11 protein-coding genes are annotated in these 11,849 nt (G+C 41.3%); all 11 read right to left on the reverse strand.

Features of this window, described 5'->3' with window-relative positions; genetic code table 11:
• Positions 1-115: 115 nt before the first annotated feature.
• The 11 genes from FYJ53_RS11035 to FYJ53_RS11085 all read right to left on the reverse strand — a co-directional run bounded on the left by FYJ53_RS11035 (position 116) and on the right by FYJ53_RS11085 (position 11,845).
• Positions 116-1,687, reverse strand: a complete 1,572-nt coding sequence (locus FYJ53_RS11035; protein WP_003417792.1) for a recombinase family protein — start codon at positions 1,685-1,687, stop codon at positions 116-118.
• A 3-nt stretch (positions 1,688-1,690) separates the two neighbouring features.
• A complete protein-coding gene (locus tag FYJ53_RS11040) occupies positions 1,691-2,104 on the reverse strand; it encodes a recombinase family protein (protein WP_000510187.1) in 414 nt (137 codons plus the stop codon).
• Positions 2,105-3,670, reverse strand: a complete 1,566-nt coding sequence (locus FYJ53_RS11045; RefSeq protein ID WP_024400883.1) for a recombinase family protein — start codon at positions 3,668-3,670, stop codon at positions 2,105-2,107. It abuts the gene before it with no gap.
• A 52-nt stretch (positions 3,671-3,722) separates the two neighbouring features.
• Positions 3,723-3,953: an SHOCT domain-containing protein gene (locus tag FYJ53_RS11050; protein WP_024400884.1), complete on the reverse strand. Its 231-nt coding sequence runs from the start codon at positions 3,951-3,953 to the stop codon at positions 3,723-3,725.
• A 135-nt stretch (positions 3,954-4,088) separates the two neighbouring features.
• Positions 4,089-4,790, reverse strand: coding sequence for an N-acetylmuramoyl-L-alanine amidase (locus tag FYJ53_RS11055; protein ID WP_033860797.1), 702 nt, complete (start codon positions 4,788-4,790; stop codon positions 4,089-4,091).
• Positions 4,790-5,197 (reverse strand): holin family protein, encoded by a 408-nt coding sequence (locus tag FYJ53_RS11060; protein ID WP_033860798.1) that lies wholly within the window; start codon positions 5,195-5,197, stop codon positions 4,790-4,792. Before FYJ53_RS11060 ends, FYJ53_RS11055 begins: the two co-directional genes overlap by 1 nt.
• Before the next feature lie 78 nt (positions 5,198-5,275).
• Entirely contained in the window at positions 5,276-7,747 is a 2,472-nt protein-coding gene (locus FYJ53_RS11065; protein WP_046058040.1) for a glycosyl hydrolase family 18 protein, read from the reverse strand.
• Complete coding sequence (locus FYJ53_RS11070) at positions 7,744-8,325, reverse strand: hypothetical protein (protein ID WP_033860800.1); 582 nt, start codon at positions 8,323-8,325, stop codon at positions 7,744-7,746. The genes FYJ53_RS11065 and FYJ53_RS11070 overlap by 4 nt, the downstream gene beginning before the upstream one ends.
• Before the next feature lie 9 nt (positions 8,326-8,334).
• Positions 8,335-8,529: a hypothetical protein gene (locus FYJ53_RS11075; RefSeq protein WP_021401116.1), complete on the reverse strand. Its 195-nt coding sequence runs from the start codon at positions 8,527-8,529 to the stop codon at positions 8,335-8,337.
• 15 nt (positions 8,530-8,544) lie between these two features.
• The gene (locus FYJ53_RS11080; protein WP_033860803.1) at positions 8,545-11,067 is read right to left on the reverse strand and encodes a phage tail spike protein; all 2,523 of its coding nucleotides are present in this window, start codon (positions 11,065-11,067) and stop codon (positions 8,545-8,547) included.
• A gap of 4 nt (positions 11,068-11,071) precedes the next feature.
• On the reverse strand, positions 11,072-11,845 hold the full coding sequence (locus tag FYJ53_RS11085; protein ID WP_021401045.1) for a distal tail protein Dit: 774 nt from the start codon (positions 11,843-11,845) through the stop codon (positions 11,072-11,074).
• Positions 11,846-11,849: the final 4 nt, after the last annotated feature.

The following is an 11,849-nucleotide window of genomic DNA, read 5'->3' on the forward strand; positions in this document are numbered from 1 at the left end:
CAACAACATTGTTGATATTATTATACGTATATTCACAGTCAAAGTCAATCCGTAAATAAGAAAAGCCACCAATCAAGGAAGTAACACCTCTCAATTGGTCGCCATTTCTGATATCCTATATCTCAATATCTATTTCAACACCTGATTTAAATTCAACAGTGAGCTTATCATCAAATACCGTAACTTTTTCAATAAGCCGCCTTACTAATTGCTCATCATATTCCTCCAACTCGCAGGATTGTTCATTTAAGAAATCAGTCATTTCAGCGATTCGTTGCCTTTTTCCTTCACGCTCTGCATTCTCTGCAAGTGCATTTTGCTTCAATTCTCGAAGGCGGTAAATTTCATCAGCCACATCTTCATAGTCATTCTTGGACTTTGCTTGTATAAGAAGCTGTTGTTGTAATTCTTCCAATTTGCCTTCAATATCATCGGTGGCATTATCATTTTCTTCATTAAATACAGTAGCTATGTTTTTCTGCAAGGTTGAGAGGAAGGGTTCTTTGTTAGCCAAAAGCTCGTTAATAGCCTTGACCACTGCTGTCTGCAATGTTTCCTCGTTTATGGTAGGAGCAGTGCATTCAGACCCTTTTTCCTCCAATCGGCTAACACATCTCCAAACAATAGACTTGTAGCCTCTGTTATTCCAATGTACCCGTCGGTAAATATCGCCGCAGTGTCCGCAGTAAACAATACTCGATAAAGCATACTTGCTGCTATAGACTCGCTTTTTACCGCCTTTGCGGCCACGAAGATTTGCTCTTCGAACCATCTCTTCTTGAACTTGCATAAAAAGCTCCCTTGGAATAATCGGCTCATGGCTGTTTTCTACATAATACTGGGGAACGATGCCGTTATTCTTGACCCGCTTTTTAGAAAGGAAATCAACCGTATATGTCTTTTGTAGAAGGGCATCACCGATGTACTTTTCATTCTGCAATATCTTTTTTAGTGTTTCTGGTCTCCATTTGGCTTTGCCTGCCGCTGTAAGAATACCGTCTGCTTCTAGTCCTCTTGATATTTGTAAAAGACTAGCTCCTTCAAGGTACTCTCTATAAATCCGTTTAACAACCTCTGCACCCTCGGGGTCGATGACTAGTTGCTTGTTTTCATCCTTGGTGTATCCAAGGAAACGCTTATGGTTGACCTGGACTTCACCTTGTTGATATCGATACTGAATGCCCAGCTTAACGTTCTGACTTAAGGATTGGCTTTCCTGTTGGGCAAGGGAAGCCATAATAGTCAGCATAATTTCACCCTTGGAATCCATGGTGTTGATATTTTCTTTTTCAAAGAATACAGCGATGTTTTTATCTTTTAACTGACGGATGTATTTAAGGCAGTCTAACGTGTTTCTGGCAAATCGGCTGATGGATTTTGTAATGATCATGTCTATTTTTCCTGCCATACATTCCTCAATCATGCGGTTGAACTCTTCACGCTTTTTGGTATTTGTACCTGTGATACCATCATCCGCAAAAATCCCTGCCAATTCCCATTCCTTGTTTTTCTTAATATAGTTTGTATAATGTTCAATCTGAATTTCATAACTTGAAGCCTGCTCCTCACTATCCGTTGAAACACGACAGTAAGCAGCCACTCGTATTTTGGGTTTGCTCTCACTAGTTTTATTATTTCCGACTCGTTTAATTGCCGGAATCACTGTGACATTTCTACTCACTGCCACTTGTTACACCTCACTTTCTATCAAACTGTAGGCATATTCCGCCTGCTTGTATGGGTCTTCATATTTTTGCACCAGAGGTTTTGCTTTGAACTTTACAGGGTAATCCGTTTTCGGTTCATCTTTAGGTTCCCTTATCCTCCCGAGCTTTTCTGCTCGTTTTCGTTTTTCTTCTCTGGCTTTTTCAAATGTCTCCTCATCAATAATGGGAGGGTAAAATTCATCGCCTAGGTAGTGCTTGTTCTGCAACATCTTACCTGCTGTGGCATGATAACAATCTATCCCAGCTTTTTTAGCAGCTTCCTTCAAAGAAAGGCCTGCCAAGTATCCGGAAAATAATTCTTTTACCTGCTCAGAAGTCTTTTCATCCACAACAGCTTTTCCATCTTCAATTCTATATCCATAGGGTGTGTGACCCATCTAATTCACCAACCTTTCCTTCAATGTGATTCCACATTTTAATTCAAAACCTACTTCCTCCCGTGAAAAGACAATAATCCTCTCTACGTAATCTTCAAACAACTCATCCTCATAAGCTGTGAGCATTTTGGACTTAGTGGCAAACTTAAGCAGACGGTCAACTTCATCTACTTTAGCAAAATTGCCATTGACGGAACGAGTAAGTTGATCCTTTTCGGCAAGAAGCCTTTCTCTTTCTGCCTCCAGTGCATTCTTTTCTTTATTAAACAGAGCAGGTTCCAGATACCCTTTGGCCATTAAACCTGTCAGTACTTGGCTCTGCTCCATGTTGTTTTCAATTTTAGTTTCCAACTCTTCAATTCTACGAAAACTCGCTGCATTGTTTTGGTTACGTAACCCATGAAAAAGTGGTCTTAATATAAACTTCTGACCGAATATGAGTTTATTCATCATCGTAACAAATGCAGTCTTTATATCTTCATCTCGAATGAACTGCATGGAACATTCCGTTATATTGCTGATATGCTTACTGCAGCACCAAGCAATGTATTTTCTTGTACCAGATGAATGAATCCGTCTTTTAAAGGTACTGCCACATTCCGAGCAGATAATTTTGCTAGAAAAGGAATATCGGTTTAGATATTTACTGTTGCGTTTTTCGATTCCTTTTTCCTTGGCTCTCTGATTGAGAATGGCATCTACAGCTTCAAAATCTTCAGGGCTGATAATTGCCTCATGGTGGTTTTCTACTAGATACATATTTTTTTCACCATAATTGGTGTGCCTGTTAAAATGGCTATCAGTATAAGTCTTTTGCAAAATAACATCGCCAGTATATTTTTCATTGGTCAGAATCCCTCTAATCGTAGTAGCTGTCCAACGACCACCTCTTTTTGAAGGGATACCCTTTTGATTAAGATCATTTGCAACTTTCTGTGTGCCTTTGCCCGATAATACCTCTGCAAAAATGTACTTCACAATTTCAGCTTGCTTGGGGTTTATTATCATCTGACCGTCAATGTTTTGATACCCATATGGTGGGTAGGAAATTTTAAAGGTTCCGTTTTGGAATCGTCTTTGAATGGCCCACTTCGTATTTTCGGAAATGGAAATTGACTCACTTTCTGCAAGCCCACTTAAAATGGAGAGCATCAATTCGCTCTCCATTGAACTCGTATTGATGTTTTCCTTCTCAAAATAGATATGAACCCCAAGGTCGATCAGTTTTCGAACCATCTCCAAGCAATCTGTAGTATTTCTGGCAAATCGGCTAATTGACTTTGTAATAATTAAGTCAATTCTCCCAGTTTCACAGTCTGATAACATTCTAAGTAGGTCAGAGCGGTTTTCCTTTTTCGTGCCGCTGATACCCTCGTCATAATATAAGCCTGCGTATTCCCATTCTGGATTAGCCTTTATATAGCTCTCATAATGGGCCTTTTGTGCTTGCAAGCTGACAAGTTGTTCATCACTGCCTGTAGAAACTCGACAGTAGGCAACTACTCGTGTTTTTGGCTTAATAAAAGAGTTGGCCGTATTTCCTTCTATTTTCGTTATCTTTTTCATCCTCTCACCTCCTTCTTGGTAGGTCACATATTACCTCTGAAACCCTTATATATCAACGATTTGAGGGCATTATCTCCTTCAAAAATGGAGAGAAAGTTTGGCGATTTAGTGCGTCTATTTTGTTGAATTCCACTTCCGTTATTAAGCCTTTTTCGAGCATCTTTCTAAGCAATTTTTCTGCTCTATAATAATCAAATTCTCTTTGAAGCACCTCAGCACTTAAATATTTCTTTTTTGGATTTAATAGTAAATCTTGTTTATCTGTAATTTTAGTTATCTGCATATAGGCAACCTCCATTTCTACAGGGAAAACCCTGCACCTATATGCAAAAATCCTTGATGATTCGAACCCCTAAAAGGCAAAAAAAATGACCCAAAGAGCTGTTATACTCCTCGGGTCATAAAAATTAGCTGTTCGTTAATCGTACTTAATAAAGGCATCGGTAAAACCAGCTTTCTTAGCTTTGGCAAGTTGCGCTTCCGCATTGGCTTTTACAGAATAGGCACCGATTTGCACACGATAATATTTCTTTTTCTCCTGTTCTGCAGGCTTCTCTCCTTCACTTAATAGCTTTTTCACATCCGCTCTGAAGGTATCCATGCCTTTTCCATGCTTTGGAAACCAGTTTTTCGGATCGCCATGATTACTTGCTATGCCTTTTTGATATCCTTCACAGTGACCAATAACATCTTTTTCGGTCAAGTTATAGAGCTTGCAGAGATACACACACAGTTCTACCGCTTCCTTATAAACCGCATTAAAATACGCGGCATCGGTCAAACCGTCCTCGCAGATTTCAAAACCAATATGAGTATCGTTTGCCTTTCCACCTGCATGCCATCCACGATGGTTCCATGGCAGGGTTTGATAAGTGGCAATTGAACCATCCTTAAGCTTTCCAATGAATGCATGAACACATACTTGCCTCCCACCTGGTTTATCCTGATTCCAGTGATTGTTGTACTCGTTTACACCCAACAGGCCATCGTCCGGTCCAACGTATCTACGAAGATACGGATTATTTGCACCAGTGCTATGAACCATAATGCCCTTCGGTGTAATCTTTCTGCCTGCCTTATAACACGCATTTTCAGTTAGAATAAGTTTCCTCAGATTCATTACTCATTTCCTCCTTTGTTATGCAACTGTACAAGAATGTCTTTTAACTGTTCTGGTATTGGCAGTCCTAGTCGACCAGCATTTTCTAGCATAGATATTCCTTCATTGGAGCAATAGAAAAAGATAATGGCTGTCCGGAGCACGCTACCCTCTCCGATAAGGTTCGTATCAATCATATGTCCAATTCCGACCAAAACAAAAATAAGCACCTTCTTAAAGATGCCCCTAAATCCGATCTCACTAGATAGCTTCTTATCAACAATGGCACACATGACACCAGTGATATAATCAGCTACCATCAATGCCACTAATGCATATAAAAAACCATCAAAACCTCCTAAAAACCAGCCCAAGAATCCACCAAATGCTGTAAGTGCAGCTTGTACCCAATTCCATATTTCCTTCATGATTTTTACCTCCTTCATGATTGGTGAATATATAAAAAGAGTGCCTGCAATTTTTCGCAAACACTCCTGAATCGTTAATTATATTTGTTTAGGCAGTGCCTCCCAAAGTCTCATATCCTCCTGTCCTAAAGACCATATGGCAATTCCTCTAAGCTTCCATCGATACGCTGCCTCGTTTGCCCAATAAACAAGGCTGTCTACATCCTGATAATAAAGAATAGAAAAACCGTCAGCATCTCCAAGAAACAAACGTGAAATCCAGACATTGATGTCCTTGGGCACGATTTTTACTGAATAATCATTTCCACAGGCCAGCGGCAAAAGCCCTGAATGGAAGAAATCATAATCCATAGAGATGTCCTGGTTTCGTGTAGAAGCTTCCTCCACATCATTGTTAACTGTGAAAACCTGAAACTCACTATCCCATGTTACACCGGTTCTTGCCAGCCGCCCATACTCAGTTGTGGTTCCATCCGGGAAGGTTACATCAAACCTTTCATAAGGTTCATAAGTCCAGGCATCTCCCAGTCTAAGTAATTCGCATAGAATACGTCCATCAGACCGAACCCCGGCATACCCTCCTGAAAAACCACTAAGCGTCGCTGTAAAGCGCAAAACATTGCTTGCTCCAGAATAAACCCTCACAGAGTTACCTCGTATCCTCATTTCAATGGTGTACATTCTTGGATTTGAGCGAAGATCTGCTGATGCCGTTTTAACGATTTCAGTGGCATAACTGCCGATTAGAGAAGAACCATTATATAGTTCAATACGCTGTGTATTAAAGTTTAAACAGCAAAAGACATTACCACAAAAAATGCCTGCACGACCACTTCCCTCTGGAGTAAAGGCCAACCTTGCCCGCAAATGAACATCTGAAAACCCGCTATACTTCCACGCCACTTGGCCATACCCGTCAAGCTGCGAATAGGGACGACTGGCGGGATCATTTTGATTTTGCCATACCTGCCACTCGCCGCTAAGTGCTGTCCAGTAGCTGGAGGGAAGTGGATTGTCATCTCTGAAGTCTTCATACCAAATTAGTGCTGAATCAGGCTTTCTGCGTAGCACCTCAGTGGTCAATATAAAACCTTTATCGGGTTCAGCCATTAAACCGTTCACATCTTTAAATTTGCGAGGGGATAGCATAAACTCTGCCTCTCCAGCAGAAGGTTCTTCAGAAAAACTCGAACATACTCGAAATCCATAGAACTGCACACCTGGTACTGAGCTACTAACGCTGACAGTATGGATACCAGCTGAAAGAAATACACCAGAAACCAAAGAAAGCCAACAAGTTGTTCGCCAGTATGGCCACCACAGCCTATTCTCGCTAAATACCTTACTTGTCCCGTCAAGTGAAACATGAATACTATTCTTATCCCAGAAGGGAAATGAGATGCGAATGGCTACATCATAAATACCAGCAGATGAAATTTCAAATTCGTATTCGGCTTCACCTTCTTCACCAAGTGTTATCATTTGAGAAGAAACCGATACATTATCAGTATAGCTATCAGGGGTTCCGCCACTACGATCTACATATATCGTGCCAAATTCAGTTTTTTGCTGCTTGCTGTAGGCAGTCAAATACCTGCGACGGTTATAAGTTTCACCCAGTAAAGGATAGGTTCTTGAAACTGCATCCCAGCCTTCCATGTAGTCATACACATGTGGCAAGGCCCAAGGCACCTTATCATAATCATCCCAATACGCTATGATAGGAATCATGGGCTGTGGTGGTCCATCATCTGTAAAGTTATATCCCCCTGTCATCCAAAGCTGTGCCGCATAATATGTGTTTGAAATCCCACGATAAGTGATGCCCAGATTTTCTGGTGTATCGTGGATTCTCCAGTTCCAACCATATGCAGGCAGTCCTAAAAAAATTTTTTCAGGAGTCATAACCCGGACTGCATAATCATAAATGCCTTCCAACCAATCCCTGGGAGATACCGGACCCGGTGCAGATCCTGCCCATGCCATGCCATAACTCATAATCGTTGCTGTATCACAATAGGGATTCAAGTCTTCATAAACACACCAGTTTTCGCCACCAACCGAGCCTTGTACTCCAGTCATGCCCGGTAGACAAATATTTACGAGTTTCGAAGAATCATAGGCTTTGACAGTGTTATATATGTCTCGAAATAGATCATTAGCAGCATCCTTGTTTTCATAGCCACCTCCACGTTCCAAGTCTATATCCACTCCAGCACACCAAGGATACTTATTCATGATGCGAATAATCTCAGTAAGAAATTTATCCTTTGCACCATTGGTGTTATTTCTAAGGGCTGTAAAAATAGAAGCCGTACCATGATTCATGATTGTAAGTAGCCATTTGATATGAGGCCAGCGGTTAATGTAAGTAAGCATACTGGATATGCTTGTTCCTGTTTCTGTTATGGTCCCGGTGATATCCACTTCAAAAGTAAAAATACCCACCGTATCAATTCGATCGCCATAGTCTCGTAGCGCCTGATACATGCGGGCATTTCCCATGAAACTCCAAACCATGCACCGCTTACCTTTTAGGTAATCAATCAAGGGCGCTCACTTCCTTCCTGCATTTCTTGAAATTCGAACAATAACCGAGCTGATTTTCTGTCCTCTAGCTTCACCACATGTTTGCTATCACCGGATGCTGTATATTGAAAAAATCCTTCCTTATCAGTTGGATTTCCATTCTTTAAACACTGTCTGGTTGATGCTAGTAGTGAAAAGGTATCGCCTGGGCTAGCGACCTCTTTAAACTTTACCCTATGCGCCCCTGCCCCTTGAGACAATTGGATACTACCCGCAGCCATATTCTGTATAGGATAGATATGACAGTCAAGACCTGTGGAAGTTGAACCCAGATTGAAGAGAATAACCGTCTCTCCGCTACGAACCACTCCGTTATAAAAACGAGCGGGAACAATAACACCGCCCTCCCGGAATTTTTGAAGCATCGTTTCTGTATTAATTGTATAACCGGTTAGACGATCACCTTCCTGAGCCTGAATATCAGTGAAATAAACAGTACCTGTGCAATCTCCAAGAAGTAGTTTCACTGTTACGCTTACTACTCGTTTATCCTCTTTACAATGAATCGTCTCAGCAAACCTGGTAAATGTAACTGGCATCTGCACCACCTACCCATCCAACGTCCACTTAATTTCTGATACATGACCAATCCAGCCCGTAGCAACAGAACCACCTTGCAAAAGCATATCTGTAAAGAACACCTCACCAGAACAATCAGTAATGAAAAGACGGATGGTAAGCGACTTTATCTTTCCAATACCTCTCGGTGTAATAGCATGTGCTGTCTGTGAAAAATAAGCCATAGCACTGCCTCCTTCCTAAAAGAGATCGATAAACCTGGTTTCTGTCGACCCATCCTCATATTCAATGACAACTTCAATCCCAACTTGCCCGTTTGGCCCTTTCTGAAGGTTTTCCGATGCAATCTGCGCTGAGAAAGTGTAACTCTTCCTACTGGCAGGATAAACGGTCTGGGATAGACTTTTCGTCATCCCTAAAACGCCCTCAGCTTTAAAGGAAGCTGTTCCTGATACACCATTATTAGGGTCAACTGTAAAACCTGAACTTAACCAATAGGTTAGACCATCATCAGCTCGTGAATTTCGTAGATGATTAAAAGGCACCAAGTCTTTTAATTCCTGACGGTCAAGAACATCAGTGGAAGATAAAATATCGGCTGCTTTATCCCACCCAGCAGAGGAATCTCCTAATTCTCTTAAAGTTGTTGATAGCTCCAGCACTGTTTTCCATGGTTCTTGTAGATTATATTGTCTGCGAACTACACGAGTTTTGACAGATAACTTCAAATCTTTATCATCTACAGTTACTATGTCACCTAGTTTCCATGCCTCATGCTCATATCCTGTTAGCACTGATAAGTCCATTGCAGAGAGAACATATGAGATTCGTGGCTTCGCATACTGAGCTAAGCGCATATTGGCAAACTCAAGCAGCTGATAAGGGTTACTAATTGATGAAGCATCCAGCGTTCCTACTCTGACTTCTGATGAATAGCTATAATCCTCAACATACTCCTTATTACCATTGATGGAGGCAAACGTCATGCCATCTTTACCATAAGCATAAAGCCTGGTAATTAGACTTCTTGTATCCACCACGCGCTGTATACTTTTCATGTTCTTTCTATAGCAGAATAAGGCCCCGCTATCCGTACCGCCAAATGTCAAAAGGTGTACCAAACGATTGGCACTATCGAAAATCAAGTCACCACCATGAATATTCTGTATTGTTCGTAGTATAGCTAATGCATTCTTTTCTGTTGATTGCCATGTTCGTTTTGTACTGACAGTGACATTTCCTAATGACCAGCCAGTACCAAGTAAGGCATAGCGCATAGGAACTTCCGGTGTCTCTGCGACAAATTCCATGGGTTCTTTTTCAGCGCTAAAGGAAAGATCATAAAAGGCAGCTTCCGCATATACTTGAGTTACAACTCTACCATCTGAACTTTTCTCATCTGTTATAGTTCGAATACGATAAACATCATTGACGATCTGCACCTGTTTTTCATTGTCTAATGTCACTCGCTTGGAATCATGAAATGGCAGTTTAAACTCCAGAATATCAGCGCCATTCACTTCACTTGTCACTATGATATCAAAGGCATTCTCTAGCACTGCTTCCCAAGCACCGTTAGTATCCAACACAACTGGTCTGGCAAATCCAAGTCTCTCATAAGGTGGTTTTGGTATATCATGTAGTTGTATTTCAAGAAGTTTAGGAGTTCTACTGGTGTCTTGAGTAGATAATGTAATTCGATAGCGGATATATTCTCTGTTAGGCGACTGCAGTTCCCCGCTTGCTCCAACGGCCTGCCATTCAGTCCAGCTAGACAGATCGTCTGATGTAGAAGTTTCCACTAGGCTTATGGCTGTTATACCTGCGGTGTATTCACTTGTAACTGATACCCTGCCCGTTCCTGCAAGACTACAGGCAGCTGCTATCGTAAAAAGCTGACCACTTTGTGCATAGACTCCGCTTGTTGCTTTCAACATGACAGAGCCAGGATCCGCAAGAGCATCTACATCAGCAGCACTGTCACCACCGTTTGCCAAAATTGAAAATTTGAAATAGGAAATAAGATCCTCCATGGTAAGTAAAGAATCTTTTTCATAAAACCAGTCATCAAATCCTCCTGCGTAATAATAGGTATTTGCATGCATCCCCATCACTATATCCGCAACACAAGATTGATTTAAGTCTCCAGTGAATGTTCGAACTGGAGATTGCCAAACAGCGCCATCACTTCGGTCACAAAGTAAGTTCTGCACCCTTTTGTTGTTTACCTCGATAACAGAAGCGATAAAGTACCACCCGTTATTCTTTAGGGTAATAGTAGGCGTTTCGGTCTGATCATATATCAAGGAGCCTGAGGCATTATACAGCATTAATCGCAACCTTCCCTGAAATAAAGAAACATAAAAAATTGGCTGACCAGGCCCTTGTCTAGTATTAAAAATCGGGATATATGTCTGCCCTACAGAATAAGTAGTTGGATTTATCCATCCGCCAACAACAATCTTTTCACCTAAATCACTAAAAAAGCTACCGTCATTGGTAGCCACTAAATGAGTCTTTTCACTTGTTGGATTAATGATATTCTGCCTGAAATATCTTCCTAATCTACCGGATAACAAGTTGGCGGATGTGCCTGACCATCCGGATACAAAGAAGTTTCTGTTATGACCGGAGTCATCTGTAAGCATGTTGTTGCTATCTGGTGCGGCTTCATTAAATCGCCACAGAGCAACTGTCTTCTCGCTTACAGGAAACTCACCCGTAAAATCCGTCTGTGATGTTAAGATTGATTTAATTGCCACCAGATCACCTCCATCTGCTTTTGGCCAGAATCTTCAGCTCCGAAAATGTTGCTCCCACAGCTGATACTGTTATTTCATTTTCACCTTTGTGAAGTACAGGGAAGTTTAACTCATCCAGGACTGGAAGCCCATTTCGAAGTGTATTTCCGTTGGCATCGGTTATTTTTGCTGTCACTAATCCGCTATCAATTACAAGCACTTCATCTGCCGTCAAAGCTCCAACCACTCGAAGTTCCTCTCCATTCGTGGTAATAGAAATATATGTGGATGTAGATCCACTGATTGTGCCCTTAAGTTGATATATCGGTTCTGAATCTGTATTCCCGGTTATTCTTTGGAGCTCATGAGTTCCAACACTTGAAATCGTGAATTGTTCATCTGTCAGCGCATAAGCGTGAGGATCAGGGCAGATAAACTTCAACTCAAAGGCACCTGCAGTTCTAAGTAATCTCTCGCAGTCTACTTGTTCAGTGAGGCGAGCATAAAAGAATCGATTCGGAATATCCTCTAATATAAGCTGCTTAAGTCCGTTCATTGGGTTGAGCCACTCTGCAAGATCATCTAACACGCTCACTAAATCTGCAAAGCTCTTTTGAGGATATATGCTACAGCTAATCGTAATGATCCGCTCTGAGATATCACAACCAAAGTCAGCAACCCCTGCCTTCCCCGGAACAACCTCATACGCGTTTCTTAATGCGGGAGATGCCTGCCAACTTGTGAGCCTTGCTTTTATCTTCATATTCTTTGAGTTAATACCGTTATAAATAAAGCCCATACAT

This window comes from Eubacterium sp. BL-380-WT-2B, assembly GCF_009696115.1.
Classification (GTDB): domain Bacteria; phylum Bacillota; class Clostridia; order Eubacteriales; family Eubacteriaceae; genus Eubacterium; species Eubacterium callanderi.

Excerpts from the sequence above, each read along its gene's own strand:
- FYJ53_RS11075 (WP_021401116.1), bottom strand. The coding sequence starts at position 8,529 with ATGGCTTATTTTTCACAGACAGCACATGCTATTACACCGAGAGGTATT.
- FYJ53_RS11070 (WP_033860800.1), bottom strand. The coding sequence starts at position 8,325 with ATGCCAGTTACATTTACCAGGTTTGCTGAGACGATTCATTGTAAAGAG.
- FYJ53_RS11055 (WP_033860797.1), bottom strand. The coding sequence starts at position 4,790 with ATGAATCTGAGGAAACTTATTCTAACTGAAAATGCGTGTTATAAGGCA.
- FYJ53_RS11045 (WP_024400883.1), bottom strand. The coding sequence starts at position 3,670 with ATGAAAAAGATAACGAAAATAGAAGGAAATACGGCCAACTCTTTTATT.
- FYJ53_RS11040 (WP_000510187.1), bottom strand. The coding sequence starts at position 2,104 with ATGGGTCACACACCCTATGGATATAGAATTGAAGATGGAAAAGCTGTT.
- FYJ53_RS11060 (WP_033860798.1), bottom strand. The coding sequence starts at position 5,197 with ATGAAGGAAATATGGAATTGGGTACAAGCTGCACTTACAGCATTTGGT.
- FYJ53_RS11050 (WP_024400884.1), bottom strand. The coding sequence starts at position 3,953 with ATGCAGATAACTAAAATTACAGATAAACAAGATTTACTATTAAATCCA.
- FYJ53_RS11085 (WP_021401045.1), bottom strand. The coding sequence starts at position 11,845 with ATGGGCTTTATTTATAACGGTATTAACTCAAAGAATATGAAGATAAAA.